Below are 21,173 nucleotides of genomic sequence, written 5' to 3' on the forward strand. Positions count from 1 at the left end.
CTCTGCATTCCGAATTTTGTTTTATAAGACAACCAATGTTATGAGATTCCATTCTCCACAAAAACTTAAAACTATTGCAGATTTAGTAGGAGCAAAGTTTATTGGGCCTGAAGACTTCGAAGTATTGGGGACCAATGAGATTCATATGGTGCAACAAGGCGAAATAGTGTTTGTTAACCATCCGAAATATTATGATAAAGCCTTAAACTCTGCAGCAACTATTATTTTAATTGATAAAGAAGTTGAATGTCCGGAAGGAAAAGCACTCCTGGTTTCAGAAGATCCTTTCAGGGATTTCAATAGAATCAATACACATTTTACCAGAATATATAACTTCACGGAAGAGCTTCACGATGTTGAAATTGGTGAAGGCACTAAGATCCATCATTCCGCTGTCATTGGAAACAACGTGAAAATTGGGAAAAATACTCTTATTTTCCCCAATGTTGTCATAGGAGACAGAACTGAGATCGGGGACCATGTCATTATTCAATCCGGAACCGTACTTGGAGGAGATGCATTCTATTACCGTAAACTGAATGGCAATTTCGACCGCCTTATTTCCGTAGGAAATGTGGTGATTGAAAATAATGTGGAAATTGGAAATAACTGTACCATCGACAGAGGAGTGACGGCCTCTACGGTGATCGGAGAAGGTTCTGTTTTGGATAATCAGATTCAGATAGGCCATGATACGGTAATCGGTAAAAAATGTTTAATTGCTTCACAGGTGGGAATTGCAGGGTGTTGTGTGATAGGCGATGAGGTTACACTTTGGGGACAGGTGGGTATCGCTTCCGGTAACAAAATTGAAGGCGGGTCCGTAATATTAGGGAAGACGGGAGTCAACAGAGACCTTGAAAAAGGGACGTATATCGGGATGTTTGCAGAAGATTTTAAAACCTATTTGAAAAAAGAAGTAAAGCTGAGAAATCTCAAATAAACAAATTCAAAGTTTTATCTGAAATCAAAGAAAAATAAGTAAATTTGTGAGCATTAATAAATTCATTAAATAAATTTAAATAACAATAAAATGTCAATTTTAGTAAACAAAGATTCTAAAGTAATTGTACAAGGATTTACAGGGAACGAAGGTACTTTCCATGCAGGTCAGATGATTGAATACGGAACCAACGTAGTAGGTGGTGTTACTCCGGGAAAAGGAGGTAGCGAGCACTTAGGAAAACCGGTATTTAATACAGTTGCTGACGCTGTTGAAAAAGCAGGAGCTAACGTAAGCATCATCTTCGTACCGCCTGCATTCGCTGCAGATGCGATTATGGAAGCTGCAGAAGCAGGAATTAAAGTAATTGTATGTATTACTGAAGGTATTCCGGTAGCAGACATGGTAAAAGTAAAATCTTATATCGCTGACAGAGACTGCAGATTAATCGGTCCGAACTGCCCTGGAATCATTACTTCTGAAGAAGCTAAAATTGGTATTATGCCTGGTTTCGTTTTCAAAAAAGGAAAAGTAGGTATCGTGTCAAAATCAGGTACTTTAACGTATGAAGCTGCTGATCAGGTAGTAAGAGCAGGTTTCGGTATCTCTACTGCGATCGGTATTGGTGGTGACCCAATCATTGGTACTACAACCAGAGAAGCTTTGGAATTGTTCATCAACGATCCGGAAACAGAAGCTGTTGTAATGATCGGTGAGATCGGGGGCGGATTAGAAGCTGAAGCTGCAAGATGGTATAAAGCTAGTGGATCTACTAAACCGGTTGTAGGGTTCATCGCCGGGCAAACTGCTCCTAAAGGAAGAACTATGGGGCACGCAGGTGCTATCGTAGGAGGTGCTGAAGATACAGCTCAGGCAAAAATGGAGATCATGAGAGAAAACGGTATTAACGTTGTAGATTCTCCAGCTGACATCGGTGCAACTGTTGCAAAAGTTTTAGGATAAAATAATTCAAAACCAACGATATGAAAAAAATTTTATTAACCTCCGCTTTGGCTCTTTCCACATTATCATTCGCGCAGATTGATTTTAGCAGCACAAGGTTCGGTATAACGGCCGGAGGTAATTATTCCCGAGTAAAAAATGCTCATAATCCTTCAGGGCCAAGATTTGCCTTCCACGGAGGAGCATTAGCTTTAATTCCACTGGGAAGTGATAACCAGTTTTATCTGCAACCGGAAGTATTGTATTATGGAGCGGGAGAAACAGGAAAGGATAAAGATGCTAAAAACGTTGATGGTTATGATGCAGTATATGCCAATAACTATTTAAGCGTACCTGTTTATTTCAAAGGCTATTTTTCAGAAGCTGAATCTGAGTTTTTTGGAATGGCGGGGCCAAGATTTAACTTCCTGTTGAGTCAGAATGTTAAAAATGCTCCTGCATCAAGACCTTACTATGATCCTGATGTAGTTGATCCCACCCAACCGGAAGTTAGCGGAAAAGCGGCAAGCTTTAACTTTGCTATCGGCATCGGTGTAGGATATAGCTACAAGAGACAATTAGAAGTTGCTCTTAAATACGATTTTGGAGTATCTAATACGTATCCTGATCTTTCAAAAGAAAAAGGAGGAACTTCAAAAGGTAAATCCGAACAGGTTATCGGGCTAAGCGTAAGCTACATTTTCCAATAGAATATTTTTATTCAGTATACAAAAAATCTCGGGAATTTCCCGGGATTTTTATTATTATATATGATTGACCTTATCCTCTGATCCATTTCCAAAGCTCCTTCATCGTGGCTTTATTTCCATACATCAGAATCCCCACTCTGTAGATCTTACCCGCCAGGAATATCATGAAAACTGTTGTTCCCAACAGAAGCACTATAGACAGAACCAGTTGCCACACAGGAACACCGAAAGGAATCCTTGCAATCATCGCAACAGGTGAAGTAAAGGGAATAATTGAAAGCCAGAAACCTAAAGGACCGTCCGGATTATTCATTAAAGAAAAACTCCCATACATTCCTAACGTTAGAGGTAAAATGGCAAATAAAGTAAATTGTTGGGTTTCTGTCTCATTATCTACTGCAGAGCCAATGGCTGCATAAATGGAACTGTAAAATATGTATCCTAATAAAAAGTAAATGATAAATACAAAAATGATCAGCGGGAAGTTAAGCTCCAGCAGGCTGTGAGAAATCTGTGTGGCAATCTGGGCAATGTCCAGTTTACTCATCAGTTCCTCATTTCCCCCCGGAATATTCTTTTGAATGGATGAAAAGCCTGTATTTAGGATCAATGCTCCAATGACAGACATCGTGATCCAGATGATAAACTGAGTTAAAGCAACCATCGTTACCCCCAGAATTTTTCCCATCATCAGTTCAAAAGGCTTTACGGAAGAAATAATGATCTCAACCACTCTGTTGTTTTTCTCCTCCAGAACACTTCTCATTACCCTTACTCCATAAATAATGATGAACATAAACGTCACATACATCAGAACCATGCTTAAACCGGTTTTTACCCCAAAAGCAAGATCGGAATCCTCTTTATTATTCTCAGAAACGTTGATGGTTTTTAACGTGAAATGTTGATCCAGATTATTAAGCTCAGTTTCAGCAATACCCAGTTGCTTCATCTTTTCTTTTTTAATCACATTGGTGATGTCGGAAACAATACGTTGCTTGGTATCAAACCCTATTTTGCTATTGACGACGAGCCTGGTATTTTTTTCCAGCTCGTCATAATTATGATTTTTAAGCTCCGGCAGAATAAGAATTCCGTTTAAGGACTCGTCATTCTTTAAAGTATTGATTTTAGCGTTTTCATTGGCATCAGAAATAAAAACATAATTAAGCTGATCATCTGATTTCATCTGACCTTTAAAAAGCCCGCTTTTATCAACAACCTGGATAACATTGTGAGATTCGTTGGCTTTAAACATTAAGCCGATAACTGCTCCAAAAGCAACAATCATCAACGGGGCCAATAACGTTAATATAATGAAGGATCTCTTCTTAACCTGAGTAAGAAACTCCCTTTTTGTAATAAGAAAAATATTATTCATAATTAAGAATGATTACTTACAGCATTAATAAACACTTCATTCATACTCGGAATTTTTTCATCGAATGACCTTACCTTTCCGACATGCACCAAATCTAAAAGAACACTGTTCTGATTTCCGGTACTTTTAAGGTCAAAAGAAGTCAGATTATTCTTATGAGAAAAATTGGAAATTTCATATTTATTTTTAAAAATATCCAAATGTTGTTCATCTACCTCCGAAAGAGTAATCCCGAAAATATTTTTCTTGAATTTCTCTCTTACATCAAACACCCTTCCATCAATAATTTTCTTGGAATTATTAATTAAAGCCACATAATCACACATTTCTTCCACACTTTCCATTCTGTGAGTGGAGAGGATAATAGTAGTTCCGTTATTTTTAAGGTCGATGATCTGATCTTTGATCAAATTGGCATTCACCGGGTCAAAACCTGAAAAAGGCTCATCCAGTATCAAAAGATGAGGTCTGTGCAAAACCGTTACCACAAACTGAATTTTCTGAGCCATTCCTTTAGAAAGTTCAGAAAGCTTTTTCTTCCACCATTGATCGATATTCAGCTTTTCAAACCATTTTTTGGCTTCATTCAGGGCGTCATTTTTACTCATCCCTTTCAGTTCTCCAAAATAAAGGATCTGGTCACCTACGCTCATGTTTTTATAAAGCCCTCTTTCTTCAGGCATATAGCCGATATCTTTAATATGATGTGGACTAAGTTTATCCCCATTAATAAAAACATTTCCGGAATCCGCCTGAGTAATTTGATTGATGATACGGATGAATGAAGTTTTTCCTGCTCCGTTGGGTCCTAAAAGCCCGTAAATACTCCCTTTGGGCACATGTATACTGAAGTCATCCAATGCTACTTTTTTCCCTGCATTGTAGGTTTTAGTAATATGTTCAGCTTTTAACATTAAGTTACTTTTCTGTAATTAGTATAAAAATATCCCGAAAGTTACGGAATAATGAAACAGAATCTGTTGAAAAAGAAAAAATCCTGATGATTATCAGGATTGTATTTTTATTGTTTTACGATCTGTGTGACCTTTTGGGTGTTGTCACTCAGAATGTATCGAATCAGATATTTACCGGGCTTTAATCTTTCAATATTGATTTCCCCTGAATTCATATTGACAGAGTAACTCGCTACCTGCGTACCCAGAATAGAGTAGAAGATAACGCTTTTAATCTTTAAAGAAGAATCCTTAGCCTTTACGATTAAATAATCCTTTGCGGGATTAGGAAAAGCAATAAGAACACCGTCATCAGACTTTTGAGCAGCGGTGGAAGGCTCTCTGAATTGTTGAGCTTTTAAATTGCTGGACAATCCAACAAACGTGCCTAAAAAGATAAATAAAAGTAAAAGTTTTTTCATCAAATTATAATTTCTCGAAATATATTACAAACAAAAATAAATAATTCTGTAATTCCCTGCAATAGTTTTTTACAGAATCTTGTAGTAAATTTGCATAAACTTATTCAAAAAGTATTCCAAAATGATGCATTCAAGAAATAGAAGGCTGAGAGTAAATGAATCTATCAGAAGTCTGGTAAGAGAAAGTATCCTTACCACCAATGATTTTGTAATGCCCATCTTCGTAATGGAGGGCGAAAACAAGCAGGAGCCGATCCCGTCTATGCCGGGGATTTTTAGGAGGAGTATAGATTTGACGGTGAAAGAATGTAAGGAATTATTTTCTTTGGGAGTGAAATCCGTTAACCTGTATATGAAGGTTTCAGAACATCTGAAAGACAACACAGGAAAAGAAGCATGGAATAAAGACGGTTTGATGCAAACCACCATTAAGGCCATAAAAGATGCAGTTCCTGAGATGATTGTAATGCCGGATGTAGCTTTAGACCCGTATTCCATTTACGGACATGACGGAATTATTGAAAACGGAAAAATCTTGAATGATGCCACCAATGATGCATTGGCAAGAATGGCTGTATCTCACGCTGAGGCCGGAGCTGATATTGTGGCACCAAGCGATATGATGGACGGAAGAGTATTGGTGATGCGTGAAGCTTTGGAAGAAAGTGGCTTTACCGATGTCGGTATTTTAAGTTATTCTGCAAAATATGCAAGCTCTTTTTACGGACCATTCAGAAGCGCATTAGACAGTGCCCCTAAAGATAATATGGAAATTCCGAAAGATAAAAAGACCTATCAGATGGATTTCCATAATTCAAGAGAAGCTTTAAATGAAGTTTTCAAGGATATCGATGAAGGAGCGGATATCATTATGATCAAACCGGGACTTCCTTATCTTGATATTGTTTCTAAAGTTCGTGAAGCCATCGACCTTCCGATCGCAGTATACAATGTAAGCGGAGAATATGCAATGGTGAAGGCAGCTGCTCAAAACGGATGGCTGGATAATGACAAAACCATCATTGAAAGCTTAACGTGCTTTAAAAGGGCAGGAGCAGATATGATTTTCACTTATTTTGCGAAAGAAGCTGCAATACTTTTAAATAAATAATTCAGAGTTAAAATAAAAAAACACCTCACAATTGTGAGGTGTTTTTATTTTTTTAGCCAAAACATGCATTATAATAAGGGTCTCCCGGCATAATAGGGTCTTCACCACCATTATCATTTACGCAAATATTGGTCGGGCATAAATACCAGCCTGCAGGACAGTTACCATTAGCATCAGGAAATCTGATATTTCCTCCATTGATTTTCTTTAAATCTTTTTTTGTTAATTTTTTCATGATAATATTTATTGTTTAGTATAACGAAAATAATAAAAATTTATCACATAATGTTGAAATCTTTTCCTTTGGTAAATTTCGCTGCAAAGGGAGCTTGGTTCCCGGAATATTTCAGCACAAAATGTTTTTGGGTATCCGTATCTATTTTGGCATCCACTTCAACATCCTTAGTCTGGAAACTTACATCTAAACCTACCCCGGATTCTTTTTCTAAAAAAATCTCTACACTTTCAGCGTAGAATAATGAAGTACTCAAATAATTGAATTTGATGTTTTTCCTGTACGTCTTGGTTTTATTTTGAGTGAAGGAGGAGTAATTTTTTAAAATTTCAATTCCGGGAGAATCTATATTGGTAATTCTGGATTTCGTAACGCCATTAACCTTCACAGAAAAATCTTTGGCATTTTTGATATTGCCATTAATTCCGATATTGAACAAAGAAGGTAAAGAAAATCCATATTCAATCATGCTTTCTTTATTGAATTCAAAATCCGGGATTAAAGCAGGATTTTTAGGAATGCTGATCAATTGATTTTTAACAGTATTCAGTTCATCGCCGGAAAACAAATAACCGATCAGGTTGTTTCCTGTTGTTCTCCAGTTTCTTCCGTTCCATTCAAAAATTTCGCAGAGCAAAGTGTCAGTGGAAGAATGGGGGAGCAAATCCATATCCTGCCATTTGAAAACTTCTTTTGCATAAGGCCTTCGGTTGACAATATTGATTCCGAGATCCAAAGCCAAAAGCTCGGTCAATTCTTTGTTATTTTCCATATTTTATTGAGTTGATTGGTTGATAAATATATGGAAATAGCATGAATGTTTCCTGTTACAACCAAGCTTTTTTTCCATGAACATAAGTGTCATCGAATTGCTTATCACTCATGAATAAATACAGAATTCCTTCAATAAAAGGGATAATAGTAGCAACTCCGAATGTTACCACATTAAGAATGATCTGAATAATACCTTCCTTCGTATATCCTAAATAAAATTTATTCAAACCCAGCCATCCGACAAGAATTCCCAGTAATGCAGCAGGGATTTTCTTTTCTGAACGGTAAGGGATATTGGCTTGTTGATTTTGAGCATTGTCTGAATTGGTATAACCGTAATTTTCCATTTTAATATTTTTTAATGATTGATTTTTGTTTCCGATAGGTCGGACGAAACTGTAAGTCGTTACAAAATAGAAGGTTGAAAAAGTATTAAAATATCATAAAACTTCAAGGTCTGTATTTTTTATCTAAAATTTAAATTCAAAAAAATTCTATCTTTGCTCCTATGATTTTACGAGGAGAAAACTTAATCAAGGAATACGGTCCTAAGAAAGTTGTAAAAGGCGTTTCTGTAGAAGTTCAGCAGGGAGAGATTGTTGGTTTGCTTGGCCCGAACGGAGCCGGGAAAACCACGTCGTTTTATATGATCGTAGGCTTGGTTAAGCCGACTTCGGGAAGGATTTTCCTGGACAAACAGGAAATTACCACTGATGCGATGTACCGCAGGGCTCAGAAAGGCATCGGTTATCTTGCTCAGGAGGCTTCCGTTTTCAGAAAACTATCCGTAGAAGAAAATATTATGGGAGTTTTACAGCTTACCAAACTCTCCAAACGTGAACAGCAGATGAAATGTGATGAGCTGATTGAAGAGTTTTCACTACAGCACGTCCGTAAAAACAGGGGAGACCTTCTTTCAGGAGGAGAAAGACGTAGAACTGAGATTGCAAGATGTTTGGCAACAAGTCCCAATTTTATTCTTTTGGACGAACCTTTCGCAGGGGTAGACCCGATTGCCGTTGAAGATATTCAAAAAATCGTAAGAAGTCTGGTAGATAAGAATATCGGGATCTTAATTACAGACCACAATGTTCAGCAGACTTTAGCTATTACCAATAAAACATACATCATGTTTGAAGGAAGAATACTGAAAGAAGGACTTCCTGAAGACTTGGCGAATGATCCGCAGGTAAGAGAAGCTTATCTTGGAGAAAATTTCGTTTATCAGAGCATTTTGGATAAGCCTAAGAAGAAGCATTATGCTTATAATATCTGGGCCGGAAACTTTGATTCCAAATCCCAGTTTCAGAACTTTGTGGATGATCATTTCCAGCAATTCGATGACTTAAGATTGATGTATGGTTTTGAAGACATCAGCTTTGCATCATTGGCAAATTCCGATATTGAGCATGTTTTTACGGATGTAGTAGATAAAAATGCGAATAATTCATTTATATTTCAGAAAAAAGAGATTAACTCCCAGTATACAAAAGAACAGGCAGAAGCTGAATCAAAGGCAGCAAGCAAACCGGAGCTTCATTATCTGACAACGTATTTCTACGAAGGATAAATGGAATCTCCTATAATTAAAGATTTTATTCCCGGAGCTAAAGTTTTTTTAGACAACGAATTTGGAGTGGTTTTAAATGAAAGCAGGTCAAATTGTCACGGGATAATTCGTTGGGATACTCCAGATGAAAAAGATCTCGAAGATTGGATTGGTTTGTTTGGAACTTTTACTACTATAGGAGGCAAAATTGTAAATTTCCATGAGTTTGAATATATTAATGACGATGGAAGTTTAAAAAAGTGAAATTTAAATTAAAGCAAAAAATTTGCTAAAAAATAGAATTAAACGTACCTTTTTCTTTTGAAACGGTACGTTTTTTAGTTAATAAAATTCATGGCAAAACCCTTTAACCGAACAGTCACTTTATTTGGAATTTATAAGCAACTTATTCCATTTATCAAGCCTTATCGTTTAATGATCTATGGAACTTTGTTCCTGACCTTTTTGGGTGCTCTTGCCGCACAGGTTAACCCGATTGTATTGAAATATACTGTAGATGAGGTTACAAAACTAACAGGGCTTCCACATCCAATGTCAGAAGGCATTCATATTTTAGTAGTGATCTCCATTATTTTATTGGGAAAAGAGTTACTGAATATCTTTATCAATTTCGGGCAGAAGTTTTATGGGGAAAAAATCCGGATCAATGTAAGTTCGGTTTTGGCGCAATCGGCCATCGATAAAATCCTGATCTACAGAGTGGCCTATTTCAATGATGAAAATCACGAATCCGGAAAATTACAGATCAGAATTGACAGAGGAATTGAAAGCTTAACAAGACTGGTGCAGAATTTCTTTATTGATATTCTTCCGCTTTTTTCCAATGCAATCATTGCCCTGGTCATTATGTATATGCAGAATGTGTATGTAGGAGCCGTTTCCACCGTTATTATCCCGATTTACTTTTATATAAGCTCTTTACAGGCAAAAAAACTGGGGGGAGTCCGAAGGCAATTGAGAAATCAAAGAGAACAGAAAACGTCCGGTTTATTGAACCTGATTAATTCTATCATGGTGATCAAAAGCTTTGTCCGTGAGAAATTTGAAGGTAAAAAGCAATATGATCTGCAGATGCAGCTGATGGAAAGCCAGATGTTCACAAGAAAAACCAACTTTATTTATGATGGTTTAAAGACTTTTATAGAACAGTTTGGAGTTGTTTTGATCATTCTTTTGACGGTTTATCTTGTACTTGACCAGCAAATGACCATTGGAGCTATTATGCTGCATATTATGCTTTTCAATAACATTTCTGCACCCATTCGCCAATTGCACCGTATTTATGACGATATGAATGATGCGATGATCTATGCAGAAGGCTATTTTGATATTTTAAATGCAGATAAGGAAGAAGAACCTAACGGAGATTTCATAGAAAAAGAAATTAAAGGAAAATTTGAGCTAAAGCATGTGGATTTTACCTATCCTAACGGAACTCAGGCTTTGCATGATGTATCCATGACCATTGAGAGTGGGAAAACTACGGCTTTAGTCGGATTAAGTGGTGCCGGAAAATCTACCATCATTAATCTGCTGTGTAAATTTTATCTTCCCGATTCCGGAGAAATTGTATTAGATGGAGTTGATCTGAATAATTACAACAATACCTATCTCAGGGACGATCTTGGATTAGTGCTTCAGAAAAACCATATTTTCCAGGGAAGTATTGAAGATAATATCCGTTATGGAAATATGAATGCCAGTTTTGAAGAGATTCAGGAAGCCGCAAAAAAAGCATATTTGCACGATCAGATTTTAGATTTGCCGGATCAGTATCAGCATGATGCGACACAGCTTTCCGGCGGACAACAACAAAGAATTGCCATTGCAAGATTATTCTTAAAAAATCCGCCTATTATTTTCCTTGATGAACCGACTGCAAGTTTGGATGCTATTGCCACAGAACAGATTAAAAACTCATTAGATGCCATAAAAGAAGGAAGAACAGTGATTATCATTTCTCACTCCTTGTCCCAGATTTTAGATTCTGATACTATTTATGTGATGAAAAAAGGAAGAGTGGTGGAAAAAGGAACGCATGACGAATTGGTTCAGATGAACGGGACTTACCGTGAGATTTTTGATGCTTCGGCCAGAAGCCTTAATCTTGACAAGCTGGTGAGCACATTCAAAGAAAATTAGTTTTTAAATACTACAATAAGCTCAACAAAAATTTTGTTGAGCCTATTTTCTGATTTTTTGTTGAAGTTAATTCTTTTCAGGAACCTGATAAGTTCCGACCTCAGCACCGAAAGCAATGTTTATCCTGTTGTAGCTATTGATTGCAATAATAGCCATCGTAAGGTCTACCATTTCAGTTTCGGAAAAATATTGACTTACTTCCGAATAGATTTCATCAGAAACCTCTTTTCCGTCTAAAGCGGTCAGACTCTCTGCCCATAACAATCCTGCTTTTTCTCTTTCAGAATAGAATGAGCATTCTCTCCATGCGCTTACCAGATAGATTCTTTGCTCAGTTTCTCCCTTTGATCTTAATTGTTTTGAATGCATATCCAGGCAAAAAGCACAACCGTTGATCTGTGAAACCCGGAAATAAAGAAGTTCTAAAAAAGAATTGTCGATAGATGAATTTTCTACATGGTATCCCATGGTGTGGAGTGCATTTACAGCTTTGTTTCCCATTGCGAATGCGTTGATTCTTTGTGACATAATAATTTGTTTTTGATTATTGATGAGACAAATGTATGGGGCAATTTTCTGTAATTTTTTTACAAATGATAAAAAACTATTTTTGTGCCCGGATTCTGCTTAAGGATACCTGGGTAATTCCTATATAATCGGCCAGGTCACCAAGACTGATGCGCTGAATAAGTTGTGGTCTCTGTTTCAAAAAATTGTTATAACGCTTTTTACCATCGTCTTCCAGCATTTCGCTTATCCTTCCCATCATATTGACGGGAGCTCTGGAATATAATTTACTGAAAAGTGTTTCTGCTGAATGATGTTTTTTGCATAAGGCTTCAACCACGTCTTTATGTAAGCGTAAAACTTCAACGGGCTCCAATGCAACAATCATATATTTTGAGGGATTTCCGGTTAAAAATCCGTTAAGCTCTGTGAAAAAAGAATTTTCCGCAAAAAAAGTCATAATGAAATCTTTATCCCCGTTATCAAAGAAAAGTTTTACCAGCCCTTTTTCAAGGAAATAGAAATATTTACAGGTTTCATCAGATTTTAATAGAAAATCGCCCTTTCTGTAATTTTTTAGTTCTAAATTTGAAGTTAATTCATCCATTACAACCTGTTCGGTCTTTGAAATTTTTTCAATGGTCTGGATGAAATGAGTATAATGCATAATCGATATTACATGAGATTCTTAAGTATTTAAAGATAATGAAAATTGGGATTTTCACTATATTTAAGTTTTCTTATAAAAGCGTGTAGATTTATTGACTCCCAAAAAAAATGAATGATCATTATCTGAAAAAACTAGACCGAGTAACCGCTATACTCACTCAACTACAGTCCAAGCCTTTGGTGAGAGCACAGGATCTTGCAGAAAAATTCGATGTGAGCATCCGGACGATTTACCGTGATGTGAAAACATTGGAAAATGCCGGAATTCCAATAGTAGGAGAGGCAGGAAACGGCTATTCTCTGATGGATGGTTATAAGCTTCCCCCGGTAATGTTTACTAAAGAAGAGGTTCTAAGTTTCATTACGGCCGAAAAACTGATGCAGAAGTTTTCCCATCAAAGTTTGGGAAGTCATTATCAGACGGCAATGGAAAAGGTACGTTCCGTATTGAAATATTCAGACAGGAATTTGATTCAGCATATTGAAAAACAGATCGATATTTTCAATTATCAACCCAAACCCGAAGATTCCATTAAGAATGTAATTCCTACCATCTTGGAAAGTATCGCCGAGAAAACTCAGTTGAATATAGAGTATAAAACTGTGGATTCCAGAGTGACAAACAGAACTATTGAAGCGGTAGGAGTCTTCTTTGAATTTAATTACTGGTACATCATGGCTTTCTGTACCCTGAGGAAAGATTTCAGGCAGTTCAGGGTAGACAGGATCCTGAAAATTTCTAAAACACAGAATCCTTTTTCACAGGAATACGGACAAATCAATGATTATAGAAGAAACCCGGAAACGAATGGTACAAAAGTGAGACTTCTGGTGGAAAAAAAGATTATGGGACATCTTGTGAACTCTAAAAAATACTATGGACTAACAGAAGAAATAGAAAGGGAAAATGGAATGGAACTTACCTTTGAAACGGAATGGATTGAAGAAGGTTTTCCGCGATGGCTGATCACTTTTGCGGATTATGCTGTAGTCCTGGAGCCTGAAAGCCTTAAAACAAAACTGAATCATCTATTGAAAACAATTTCAGAAAAGCATCAATAAAGCCCGGCCAATTGGCCGGGCTCAGCTTATAATAAATTTGAATAAAGAGAGTTTTAGATCCTGATCAAAAAGCAGAAGCCTGGAAATGATCGTCAAAATTTATTTTATGGACTTAAGCTTTAAGGCCAAGTCTAAAATCTCTCCCAGAAGAAAGGCGGTTCAATTCCCAACGCTCTCAGGTAAACATATCCCTGTCCGCGGTGGTGGATTTCGTTATCTACGAAATACAAAATGTTTTCAAATACAGGAAATTCATACTGTCCGAATAAATTGAAGGTTTCCTGGAAACGCTCCTCAGAAATCTGGTTAAAATAGTGGTTGATCACTTCCGTTTCTTTGTCCCATCTTTCAAGGATATCTGCTTTTGTTTTAGGAGCAAATCCTTCTTCGCTGTATCCTTCCATATTTCTTTCAACAATTCCTTTTAAAGCTGGTCCTCCGATGCTGATCAGTTCTACTGCCAGTTTTGCAAATGGTCTCATTCCGCCTACGGAAAACTCAAATAATTCCTTTTCAGGGAATGTTTCAATAATTCTTCTTGTCAGGTTTCTGTGTCCTTGCCAATGCTTTAATAATTGTTCAGAAGTCATAAATTGTGCTGTGGCTGTTGCTGTAGTTGTCATAATTTTTTGTTTTGATTTGTTATTGTTAAGACAAAGATAAGATGGGGTAATGACAACAGTTTGTCAGTAGGAATTTGAACAAAAAAAATATTTTTTAAATTTAAAATATCGGACACGGTTTTCCGTTCATAAGAAGACAAACACACAATTAGCTCTCAAAGAATGAAGAAATACATTCTGCCTGTTATGGCAGTTCTTTTATTAACATCATGTAATAAAATTGAAGAAAAAATAGATCAGACAGTTCAGAAAACTACGGAAGCTGTTCAGGAAAAAGCTCAGAAAGCAGTAGAAGAAACAGTAAAGAAAACAGTTGATGAATCTATTAATTCTCTTACCAATTCAAAAGATGTGCAATTCAATGAAGTTTTTCCAAGCTCTGGAACCGCAATAGTAACAGACGCAAAGGGAAAGAAATTCACATTTCCAAACGGTTCCGGAGGATATATTTTCAAATATAAGGCAGACAAAGCCACTTTGATCCCGTTTTTAGAAAGCCAGCCTACAACGGACGAAAGCAGGTCTGATAAAACAGTCAGGAAGATAGACGGACAGAGCATCATTGATAAAATAAGCTTTATAGAGAAATTTCTTCCTGAAAATACCATAGATACAAGTATCATTCAGGACATCAAAAACGATAAAAATATTGAGTATTATAAATTGAAAAGGTTTCCGAATAACAGTACGATCATTTATAATCCAAAGAATCATGTGGTATTGCAATATGTTGAGGTAGATAAATAATTTGAAAGTAGCCGGTTTTTTTAACCGGTTATTTTTTTTAGAAAAATGATATTTTTAACAAATATTATGGTTGAATCTGATGAATTTAAAAAATATCTGGCCAAGTGTTTTCGTTTTAATGATAGATACTAATCAGAAACATAATGTATTGAACTCTTTGAATAACAGTCAAATGTTACGTGAAATTAAATGAACGGACAGTTAAAATTAATACTCAATTCAAAGTGTGTTCAATACTTTTGAAAAATATTATTTTATGTCAGAAGCAATTAATTCAGATCAGGTTTTCAGGGAAAAACTGGAGCACCTTTCGGACTTTGAGTTCAATACCAAGGTAGCCGGTGTTTTTGATGATATGGTAAGCCGCTCCGTTCCGTTTTACGATGAGCTGCAGAGAATGACGAGCGAATTGGCAGGAAATCATGCGCAGCAGGGTAGTTATGTTTATGATTTAGGATGTTCCACAGGCACTACAATGCTTTTAATGGATAAAACGATACAGGAAGGCATTGGATTTATAGGAATTGATGATTCCGAGGAAATGATCCTTAAATGCAGAGAAAAACTGGATAATTTCAAACTCAATCGTCATGTTGAGCTTCAGGTAGCCGATCTCACGAAAACAGTTCCTGTTGAAAACGCTTCGGTAGTGACCATGGTGTTGGTTCTGCAATTCATCCGCCCTATCAACCGACTCAATATTGTCAGGCAGATCTGTGATGGAATGGTAAAAAACGGGGTCTTTATTCTTATTGAAAAAGTGCTTACAGAAGAAAAATCGTTTAACCGGGAGTACATCGACTATTATTACGATTTCAAACGAAGGAATCATTACAGTGAGCTCGAGATTTCGCAAAAAAGAGAAGCCTTGGAGAACGTTTTAATTCCTTATAAAACCAGTGAAAACATCAATATGCTTCATGAAGCCGGATTTGACGAAGTGGAAGTGTTTTTCAGATGGTATAATTTCACAGGTATTATCGCAAAAAAATTATGATACAGATTGGTAATTTCTTTTTCAAATACAGAAACTTTCTTTTTATTGTACTGTATTTGTTACTATTCATCCCGTCACCACCTTTATTTGGAGAAAAACTAGGTCCGGATCATTACTGGATGGCTATTATATTAGGTTTGGGGATTACTGTTTTAGGACAGCTGATCCGGGGAGGAACGATTGGCCTGGCTTATATTGTGAGAGGAGGAAGAGATAAAAAAGTATATGCGGACGGATTGGTTACGGAAGGTATTTTCAGCCATGTCAGAAATCCATTGTACGTAGGAAATATTCTCATGCTTTTGGGAGTAGGTATTTTAGCCAATTCATTGCTGTATACTTTTGTTGTGATGCCGATTTTCCTGTTTATTTATCAATGTATTGTTCTTGCGGAAGAAAACTTTTTGAGAAATAAATTCGGAACTGATTTTGAGGAATACACGAAAAAAGTTCATAGGTGGATTCCTAACCTTTCGGGATTAAGCAGGACTTTTGCTTCCATGGAATTTCAATGGAAAAGATGGCTGATCAAAGAATATAACACTCAATTTATATGGCTTTGCGGTATCGTTTTGATCCTACTTTTTAAATATCCCCAACTGACCAATAGCGATACCCATGTCAGAAATATTCTGGCTTTGGTTTTCCTCCTGATTTTTACCGGATATTACTTTTTGATAAGATATTTGAAGAAATCGGGAAGATGGGTTGCTTAATGCCAATACATAAAAAACTCTGAAAAAGCTTTGTAGGCTTAGGCTGAAAAAAGTATTTTAGTAGTATGAAAATTTATACTAAAACAGGAGATAAAGGTCAGACAGCGTTGTACGGCGGAACACGGGTTTCCAAAGCCAGTGCAAGAGTGGAAAGCTATGGGAATATAGATGAATTGAATTCATTTATAGGCATTGCCAAAAGTCACATCGAAGATACTGAAGTTTTACACCAATTAAAGAAAATCCAGTTTGATCTGTTTACCGTAGGTTCAGAAGCCGCAACACCAGTAGATAAATTAATGTTGGCAAATGGAAAGTCCCGCCTTACATTAACGATTTCCGAAACTGAAATTGAAGAGTTGGAACATTGGATGGATGCTTTCGATGAAAAACTGGAGCCACTGCAATACTTTATCCTTCCGGGAGGGGGGAAATCTGCTACCTTTTTACATGCGGCAAGAACCATCTGCAGAAGAGCAGAACGTTCTTTAGTTTTCTTAAACGAATCTGAAGAAGTACGTCCGGAATTGATCAAATACCTGAACAGGCTTTCAGACTACCTTTTTGTTTTAGCAAGATACGTTTCCAAACTGAACAACGAACCGGAAGAATACTGGAACCCGAATGAAAGATAAAGCATTACTTTTCATTAATGGCGACGCTCCGAAATCTTTTCCGGATATAGAAAATTATAGCCTTATCGCCTGTACCGACGGGGCTTTTCATTATCTGAAAAACCAGGAATTCCCTTTGGATAAACTGGATTTTATTTCCGGAGATTTTGATTCCCATTCCGGAGCTGATGAGAACATTTATGAAGAAAAATTCATTTATACTCCCGATCAGGATAAAACAGATTTCCATAAGGCTTTGGAAATCATTTTGGAAAAAGGTATCCATAACGTGGATGTTTTGGGCGGAAGCGGAGGAGAACAGGACCATTTTTTGGGAAACCTTACCGTTGCCTATTCCTTTAAAGATAAAATGGAAATCAGATTCTATGATGAATTTTCAGAATACTATTTCATTCCCAAAAATTTCATTTTAAAAGAAGTAAAAGATAAAATGATTTCTCTGTATCCGTTTCCCATAGTTGAAAATATTACCACCAAAGGACTCAACTGGCCATTGATCCATGGAAACCTGAGCATTACAGAAAGATTGGGAACGAGGAATTTTGCTGTAGAAAATGAAATCTCTATTGAATACGAAAAAGGTGACCTTCTGATTTTTATTGGCGGAAATTATTTATAACCGCAGGAAAACTTGAAAATCAAAGAAATATCTGCAAAAATTATCTTATTCCCAAAAAACTTTGACCCCATTAAACTTTAAGAAAATTTTAAACTAAAAAATCAAACTTTTTTAGCAATTTTGCATTCTTAATTCACTTGCTGTAAAATGAAAATAAAATACTCGGAACTGATTGATCAGACATTATATTTTCCAACGGAAGAATTCAATGTTTCTGAGAACAATTTGTTATTTCACGATATACCTTTAATGGATGTTGTTGAAAAATTTGGAACTCCTTTAAAGGTAAGTTACCTCCCGAAAATTTCTCAAAATATTCAAAAAGCAAAAAGCTGGTTTAAAGAGGCCTTTGAGAAAATTGATTATAAGAAGAATTATACCTATTGCTACTGCACAAAATCGAGTCATTTTAGATTTGTCCTTGAAGAAGCTCTTAAAAATGATATTTCTATAGAAACTTCTTCCGCTTATGACATGGATATCGTAAAATCTCTTTATGACAGCGGAAAAGTAGATAAAAACATTGAGGTGATTTGCAACGGATTCAAAACAGATGATTATCTGGCAAAAATCTCAGATATGATCAACAATGGTTTTGAAAATATTACCCCTATTTTAGATAATTACCGTGAGCTGGATAAGCTTACGGAAAGTATTGACACCACATTTGACATCGGAATCAGAATTGCTTCTGAGGAAGAACCGAAATTCGAATTCTATACCTCAAGATTGGGGATCGGATATAAAGATATTATTCCCTACTACAGCCAGAAGATTGCTGAACATCCGAATGCAAGATTGAAAATGCTTCATTTCTTCATCAATACGGGGATTAAGGATACAGCATACTACTGGAATGAATTATATAAATGTCTTCGTGTATATGCCCGTTTGAAAAAAATCGCACCTGAAGTGGATTCATTGAACATCGGAGGCGGTTTTCCAATTAAAACTTCTTTGAATTTCGATTACGATTATCAGTATATGGTAGAAGAGATCGTTTCTCAGATCAAAAAGTTCTGTGAAGAAGAAGGAGTGGAAGAACCAAACATTTATACGGAATTCGGAAGCTTTACCGTTGGAGAAAGTGGAGCAAACCTTTATAAAATCACTTCTCAAAAACGTCAGAACGACAGAGAAAAATGGAATATGATCGATTCTTCATTCATGACCACTCTTCCGGATACGTGGGCGATTTCAAGACACTTTATCATGCTTCCGCTTAACCGTTGGGAAGACAGCTACGAAAGAGTATTCCTGGGTGGGCTCACGTGTGATTCGGATGATTATTATAATTCCGAGCAGCACACGAATGCCATTTATCTGCCTGTTTTCAGCGATACAAAACCTTTATACATCGGCTTCTTCCATACAGGAGCGTATCAGGAAACCATTGGAGGATATGGAGGAGTTCATCACTGTCTGATGCCTCAGCCAAGGCACATATTGATCCAGAAAGATGAAAATGGAGAACTTCAGTATGAAATTTTCCGTGAGAAACAGGAACCGGAAGATGTATTGAAACTTCTTGGATATAAATAGAACCTTCTTTGTCATTGTGAGTAGTGAATCAACGAAGCAATCTCAAAAAACATAGATTCTTCACTTCGTTCAGAATGACAGATCACATAAAAAAGCCATCAACGTGATGGCTTTTCTTTTTTATTGAAAGTAATTGGAAATCTTATCCAATTCAAGTTCCGTATAATCTGAAACGGTAATATTGGCTAAAGAATAATCCTGTTGTTTTGAATGTTGGCTTTGATAAGCGGCACAGAAAATATTGGCTTTGTGTGCAGCTAAAATTCCATTCGTGGAATCTTCAATCACCATACAGTTTTCATTCGGTTCACCGGCCATTTTTGCCGCCAGAAGAAAAATTTCAGGATGAGGTTTTGATTCTTTTAAATCTGCACCGCTTATTTTTCCGCTGAAATACTTTTCCAGCCCGAATTTTTCAAAAACCATTTTAATAGTGGTCATACTTGCGGAAGAAGCTACAATCAGCTTTATCCCGTTTTCATAATAATGTTCGATCAGTTTTCTTACCCCGGGAATCAGATCAAAGTCTGCGTCATTATAAAAATAATCTTTAAAAAATGTCCTTTTGATATCGGTAAGGTGTTCGTGGTTATGGCTGAGATTGTATTCGCGGATCAATGTTTCGCAGACCCTTTTGGTAGAAGCTCCGGTGAAAGAAGTGTACAAATCTTCCGAAACTTCAATTTCCAATTCATTGAACATTTTGAAATAAGCTTTTCTGTGCAATGGTTCTGTATCTACAATTACCCCATCCATATCAAAAAGCACGGCTTTTAAAGACATACTGAAAAATTTTTTGCAAAGATAGACATTCGGGTGATAAGTTATGAGTGATGAGTTATAAGTTATAATGTTCCAAAGTTGTAAATAGAAAATCTCATCACTCATAACTTGCCTCCATCTTCCAACTTCTTTGTATCTTTGTGGCAATCTTTGAATCTTTAAATCATTTAATTTTTTAATATAAAATATATGAAAACTTACGCAGGAATTCCTGAAGAAAATGCATCATTGGAAAATTCAACAGTAATGTTGGTTACTGTTCCTTACGATGGAACTTCCACTTGGGGAAAAGGAGCTGACAAAGGCCCTGAATTGTTCTTAAACGCTTCTGAAAACATGGAGCTTTATGATATTGAAACAGGTACTGAACCTTACCTTGAAGGCGTTTACTTAGCGGGAGAAGTTTCCGAAAATTCAACTCCTGAAGCTATGACGGAAGCTGTTTACCAAAAAACAAAAGAGCTTTTGAACAATGACGGTAAATTATTTACCCTTTTCGGAGGAGAGCATTCTGTTTCTATCGGATCTATTCGTGCGGTAGGTGAAAAATTTGAAAATCTTACGGTTCTTCAGTTAGATGCCCATACAGACTTACGCCCTGAATTCCACGGATCTACTTCCAATCATGCTTGTGCGGTGTTCGAAGCCAATCAGAAACATAATTTGGTACAGGTGGGAATCCGTTCTATGGATGTTGAGGAAGTTGAATATTTACCGGAAGGAAGAGTATTTTTTGCTCATGAAATTGCCAACAATGAAAACTGGGTAAATGATGTGTTGGAAAAAGTTTCAGGAAACGTTTATATTACGATTGACCTTGATGCTTTTGACCCCTCAATTGCTCCGTCAACCGGAACTCCCGAACCGGGTGGATTGCAGTGGTATCCGACATTGGAACTATTGAGAAGAGTATTTGAAAAATGTAACGTTGTAGCATTTGATATTGTAGAATTAATGGATTCTCCGATGGCAAAACCAAGTGCCTTCCTTGCTGCGAAGCTATATTATAAAATGCTTGCTTACTATCATATTTATAACAACAACTAAAATTCCGCAAGAATCGGATTTTTTCTGCCACCTATTCTTTGGA

General features: G+C 36.5%; 24 protein-coding genes and 1 pseudogene. 15 read left to right on the plus strand and 10 right to left on the minus strand.

The window, feature by feature from the left end:
- Nucleotides 1-40: 40 nt before the first annotated feature.
- The 3 genes from BCF58_RS02895 (at nt 41) to BCF58_RS02905 (ending at nt 2,595) form a co-directional block, all read left to right on the plus strand.
- Nucleotides 41-943 (plus strand): UDP-3-O-(3-hydroxymyristoyl)glucosamine N-acyltransferase, encoded by a 903-nt coding sequence (locus BCF58_RS02895; RefSeq protein WP_121460283.1) that lies wholly within the window; start codon nt 41-43, stop codon nt 941-943.
- Between the two features lie 90 nt (nt 944-1,033).
- Nucleotides 1,034-1,906: a succinate--CoA ligase subunit alpha gene (gene sucD / locus BCF58_RS02900; protein WP_121460284.1), complete on the plus strand. Its 873-nt coding sequence runs from the start codon at nt 1,034-1,036 to the stop codon at nt 1,904-1,906.
- Between the two features lie 20 nt (nt 1,907-1,926).
- Nucleotides 1,927-2,595: a porin family protein gene (locus BCF58_RS02905; RefSeq protein ID WP_121460285.1), complete on the plus strand. Its 669-nt coding sequence runs from the start codon at nt 1,927-1,929 to the stop codon at nt 2,593-2,595.
- A 70-nt stretch (nt 2,596-2,665) separates the two neighbouring features.
- Here BCF58_RS02905 and BCF58_RS02910 read toward each other — a convergent pair whose 3' ends face one another.
- From BCF58_RS02910 to BCF58_RS02920, 3 genes are all read right to left on the minus strand, one after another.
- On the minus strand, nt 2,666-3,976 hold the full coding sequence (locus tag BCF58_RS02910) for an ABC transporter permease (RefSeq protein WP_121460286.1): 1,311 nt from the start codon (nt 3,974-3,976) through the stop codon (nt 2,666-2,668).
- 2 nt (nt 3,977-3,978) lie between these two features.
- Nucleotides 3,979-4,890, minus strand: a complete 912-nt coding sequence (locus BCF58_RS02915; RefSeq protein WP_121460287.1) for an ABC transporter ATP-binding protein — start codon at nt 4,888-4,890, stop codon at nt 3,979-3,981.
- A 107-nt stretch (nt 4,891-4,997) separates the two neighbouring features.
- Nucleotides 4,998-5,351, minus strand: a complete 354-nt coding sequence (locus tag BCF58_RS02920; protein ID WP_121460288.1) for a T9SS type A sorting domain-containing protein — start codon at nt 5,349-5,351, stop codon at nt 4,998-5,000.
- Nucleotides 5,352-5,472: 121 nt separating this feature from the next.
- Between BCF58_RS02920 and hemB the strand changes: the two genes are divergently transcribed.
- On the plus strand, nt 5,473-6,462 hold the full coding sequence (gene hemB / locus BCF58_RS02925) for a porphobilinogen synthase (protein WP_121460289.1): 990 nt from the start codon (nt 5,473-5,475) through the stop codon (nt 6,460-6,462).
- Between the two features lie 52 nt (nt 6,463-6,514).
- On the opposite strand, the gene BCF58_RS02930 is transcribed toward hemB, so the two are convergent.
- From BCF58_RS02930 to BCF58_RS02940, 3 genes are read right to left on the minus strand one after another with little or no spacing between them, the layout of a single operon-like run.
- Nucleotides 6,515-6,697, minus strand: a complete 183-nt coding sequence (locus tag BCF58_RS02930; RefSeq protein WP_121460290.1) for a bacteriocin — start codon at nt 6,695-6,697, stop codon at nt 6,515-6,517.
- A 43-nt stretch (nt 6,698-6,740) separates the two neighbouring features.
- Nucleotides 6,741-7,469 carry a hypothetical protein gene (locus BCF58_RS02935; protein ID WP_121460291.1) on the minus strand — a complete coding sequence of 243 codons (729 nt, stop codon included), beginning with the start codon at nt 7,467-7,469 and terminating at the stop codon, nt 6,741-6,743.
- A gap of 55 nt (nt 7,470-7,524) precedes the next feature.
- Nucleotides 7,525-7,818: a TM2 domain-containing protein gene (locus BCF58_RS02940; protein WP_121460292.1), complete on the minus strand. Its 294-nt coding sequence runs from the start codon at nt 7,816-7,818 to the stop codon at nt 7,525-7,527.
- A gap of 161 nt (nt 7,819-7,979) precedes the next feature.
- Here BCF58_RS02940 and lptB point away from each other — a divergent pair.
- From lptB to BCF58_RS02955, 3 genes and pseudogenes are all read left to right on the plus strand, one after another.
- Nucleotides 7,980-8,705: pseudogene (gene lptB, locus BCF58_RS02945) on the plus strand (LPS export ABC transporter ATP-binding protein); the annotation flags it as partial.
- A 336-nt stretch (nt 8,706-9,041) separates the two neighbouring features.
- Nucleotides 9,042-9,284, plus strand: coding sequence for a hypothetical protein (locus tag BCF58_RS02950; RefSeq protein WP_228434715.1), 243 nt, complete (start codon nt 9,042-9,044; stop codon nt 9,282-9,284).
- A 171-nt stretch (nt 9,285-9,455) separates the two neighbouring features.
- Complete coding sequence (locus BCF58_RS02955; RefSeq protein ID WP_121461032.1) at nt 9,456-11,183, plus strand: ABC transporter ATP-binding protein; 1,728 nt, start codon at nt 9,456-9,458, stop codon at nt 11,181-11,183.
- Nucleotides 11,184-11,249: 66 nt separating this feature from the next.
- Here BCF58_RS02955 and BCF58_RS02960 read toward each other — a convergent pair whose 3' ends face one another.
- Nucleotides 11,250-11,711 carry a carboxymuconolactone decarboxylase family protein gene (locus BCF58_RS02960; RefSeq protein WP_121460294.1) on the minus strand — a complete coding sequence of 154 codons (462 nt, stop codon included), beginning with the start codon at nt 11,709-11,711 and terminating at the stop codon, nt 11,250-11,252.
- A gap of 76 nt (nt 11,712-11,787) precedes the next feature.
- Nucleotides 11,788-12,357 (minus strand): Crp/Fnr family transcriptional regulator, encoded by a 570-nt coding sequence (locus BCF58_RS02965; RefSeq protein WP_121460295.1) that lies wholly within the window; start codon nt 12,355-12,357, stop codon nt 11,788-11,790.
- A gap of 110 nt (nt 12,358-12,467) precedes the next feature.
- Here BCF58_RS02965 and BCF58_RS02970 point away from each other — a divergent pair, with 110 nt between their 5' ends.
- Complete coding sequence (locus BCF58_RS02970) at nt 12,468-13,421, plus strand: helix-turn-helix transcriptional regulator (protein WP_121460296.1); 954 nt, start codon at nt 12,468-12,470, stop codon at nt 13,419-13,421.
- 131 nt (nt 13,422-13,552) lie between these two features.
- Here the strand turns inward: BCF58_RS02970 and BCF58_RS02975 are convergent, their stop codons facing one another.
- Nucleotides 13,553-14,044, minus strand: coding sequence for a DinB family protein (locus BCF58_RS02975; RefSeq protein WP_121460297.1), 492 nt, complete (start codon nt 14,042-14,044; stop codon nt 13,553-13,555).
- Nucleotides 14,045-14,206: 162 nt separating this feature from the next.
- On the opposite strand from BCF58_RS02975, the gene BCF58_RS02980 reads away from it, so the two are divergent.
- From BCF58_RS02980 to BCF58_RS03005, 6 genes are all read left to right on the plus strand, one after another.
- The gene (locus BCF58_RS02980; protein ID WP_121460298.1) at nt 14,207-14,791 is read left to right on the plus strand and encodes a hypothetical protein; all 585 of its coding nucleotides are present in this window, start codon (nt 14,207-14,209) and stop codon (nt 14,789-14,791) included.
- Nucleotides 14,792-15,047: 256 nt separating this feature from the next.
- The gene (cmoA, locus tag BCF58_RS02985) at nt 15,048-15,788 is read left to right on the plus strand and encodes a carboxy-S-adenosyl-L-methionine synthase CmoA (RefSeq protein WP_121460299.1); all 741 of its coding nucleotides are present in this window, start codon (nt 15,048-15,050) and stop codon (nt 15,786-15,788) included.
- Nucleotides 15,785-16,504, plus strand: coding sequence for a methyltransferase family protein (locus tag BCF58_RS02990; RefSeq protein WP_121460300.1), 720 nt, complete (start codon nt 15,785-15,787; stop codon nt 16,502-16,504). Before cmoA ends, BCF58_RS02990 begins: the two co-directional genes overlap by 4 nt.
- Before the next feature lie 65 nt (nt 16,505-16,569).
- Entirely contained in the window at nt 16,570-17,139 is a 570-nt protein-coding gene (locus BCF58_RS02995; RefSeq protein WP_121460301.1) for a cob(I)yrinic acid a,c-diamide adenosyltransferase, read from the plus strand.
- Entirely contained in the window at nt 17,129-17,758 is a 630-nt protein-coding gene (locus BCF58_RS03000) for a thiamine diphosphokinase (protein ID WP_121460302.1), read from the plus strand. Before BCF58_RS02995 ends, BCF58_RS03000 begins: the two co-directional genes overlap by 11 nt.
- A gap of 147 nt (nt 17,759-17,905) precedes the next feature.
- Complete coding sequence (locus BCF58_RS03005; RefSeq protein ID WP_121460303.1) at nt 17,906-19,300, plus strand: type III PLP-dependent enzyme domain-containing protein; 1,395 nt, start codon at nt 17,906-17,908, stop codon at nt 19,298-19,300.
- Between the two features lie 120 nt (nt 19,301-19,420).
- Here BCF58_RS03005 and BCF58_RS03010 read toward each other — a convergent pair whose 3' ends face one another.
- Nucleotides 19,421-20,083, minus strand: a complete 663-nt coding sequence (locus BCF58_RS03010; protein ID WP_121460304.1) for an HAD family hydrolase — start codon at nt 20,081-20,083, stop codon at nt 19,421-19,423.
- Between the two features lie 189 nt (nt 20,084-20,272).
- Between BCF58_RS03010 and speB the strand changes: the two genes are divergently transcribed.
- Nucleotides 20,273-21,130 (plus strand): agmatinase, encoded by an 858-nt coding sequence (gene speB / locus BCF58_RS03015; protein WP_121460305.1) that lies wholly within the window; start codon nt 20,273-20,275, stop codon nt 21,128-21,130.
- Nucleotides 21,131-21,173: the final 43 nt, after the last annotated feature.

This window comes from Chryseobacterium defluvii, from assembly GCF_003634775.1.
Taxonomy (GTDB): domain Bacteria; phylum Bacteroidota; class Bacteroidia; order Flavobacteriales; family Weeksellaceae; genus Chryseobacterium; species Chryseobacterium defluvii.

Excerpts from the sequence above, each read along its gene's own strand:
- BCF58_RS02895 (WP_121460283.1), top strand. The coding sequence starts at position 41 with ATGAGATTCCATTCTCCACAAAAACTTAAAACTATTGCAGATTTAGTA.
- sucD (WP_121460284.1), top strand. The coding sequence starts at position 1,034 with ATGTCAATTTTAGTAAACAAAGATTCTAAAGTAATTGTACAAGGATTT.
- BCF58_RS02905 (WP_121460285.1), top strand. The coding sequence starts at position 1,927 with ATGAAAAAAATTTTATTAACCTCCGCTTTGGCTCTTTCCACATTATCA.
- BCF58_RS02910 (WP_121460286.1), bottom strand. The coding sequence starts at position 3,976 with ATGAATAATATTTTTCTTATTACAAAAAGGGAGTTTCTTACTCAGGTT.
- BCF58_RS02915 (WP_121460287.1), bottom strand. The coding sequence starts at position 4,890 with ATGTTAAAAGCTGAACATATTACTAAAACCTACAATGCAGGGAAAAAA.
- BCF58_RS02920 (WP_121460288.1), bottom strand. The coding sequence starts at position 5,351 with ATGAAAAAACTTTTACTTTTATTTATCTTTTTAGGCACGTTTGTTGGA.
- hemB (WP_121460289.1), top strand. The coding sequence starts at position 5,473 with ATGATGCATTCAAGAAATAGAAGGCTGAGAGTAAATGAATCTATCAGA.
- BCF58_RS02930 (WP_121460290.1), bottom strand. The coding sequence starts at position 6,697 with ATGAAAAAATTAACAAAAAAAGATTTAAAGAAAATCAATGGAGGAAAT.
- BCF58_RS02935 (WP_121460291.1), bottom strand. The coding sequence starts at position 7,469 with ATGGAAAATAACAAAGAATTGACCGAGCTTTTGGCTTTGGATCTCGGA.
- BCF58_RS02940 (WP_121460292.1), bottom strand. The coding sequence starts at position 7,818 with ATGGAAAATTACGGTTATACCAATTCAGACAATGCTCAAAATCAACAA.
- BCF58_RS02950 (WP_228434715.1), top strand. The coding sequence starts at position 9,042 with ATGGAATCTCCTATAATTAAAGATTTTATTCCCGGAGCTAAAGTTTTT.
- BCF58_RS02955 (WP_121461032.1), top strand. The coding sequence starts at position 9,456 with ATGATCTATGGAACTTTGTTCCTGACCTTTTTGGGTGCTCTTGCCGCA.
- BCF58_RS02960 (WP_121460294.1), bottom strand. The coding sequence starts at position 11,711 with ATGTCACAAAGAATCAACGCATTCGCAATGGGAAACAAAGCTGTAAAT.
- BCF58_RS02965 (WP_121460295.1), bottom strand. The coding sequence starts at position 12,357 with ATGCATTATACTCATTTCATCCAGACCATTGAAAAAATTTCAAAGACC.
- BCF58_RS02970 (WP_121460296.1), top strand. The coding sequence starts at position 12,468 with ATGAATGATCATTATCTGAAAAAACTAGACCGAGTAACCGCTATACTC.
- BCF58_RS02975 (WP_121460297.1), bottom strand. The coding sequence starts at position 14,044 with ATGACAACTACAGCAACAGCCACAGCACAATTTATGACTTCTGAACAA.
- BCF58_RS02980 (WP_121460298.1), top strand. The coding sequence starts at position 14,207 with ATGAAGAAATACATTCTGCCTGTTATGGCAGTTCTTTTATTAACATCA.
- cmoA (WP_121460299.1), top strand. The coding sequence starts at position 15,048 with ATGTCAGAAGCAATTAATTCAGATCAGGTTTTCAGGGAAAAACTGGAG.
- BCF58_RS02990 (WP_121460300.1), top strand. The coding sequence starts at position 15,785 with ATGATACAGATTGGTAATTTCTTTTTCAAATACAGAAACTTTCTTTTT.
- BCF58_RS02995 (WP_121460301.1), top strand. The coding sequence starts at position 16,570 with ATGAAAATTTATACTAAAACAGGAGATAAAGGTCAGACAGCGTTGTAC.
- BCF58_RS03000 (WP_121460302.1), top strand. The coding sequence starts at position 17,129 with ATGAAAGATAAAGCATTACTTTTCATTAATGGCGACGCTCCGAAATCT.
- BCF58_RS03005 (WP_121460303.1), top strand. The coding sequence starts at position 17,906 with ATGAAAATAAAATACTCGGAACTGATTGATCAGACATTATATTTTCCA.
- BCF58_RS03010 (WP_121460304.1), bottom strand. The coding sequence starts at position 20,083 with ATGTCTTTAAAAGCCGTGCTTTTTGATATGGATGGGGTAATTGTAGAT.
- speB (WP_121460305.1), top strand. The coding sequence starts at position 20,273 with ATGAAAACTTACGCAGGAATTCCTGAAGAAAATGCATCATTGGAAAAT.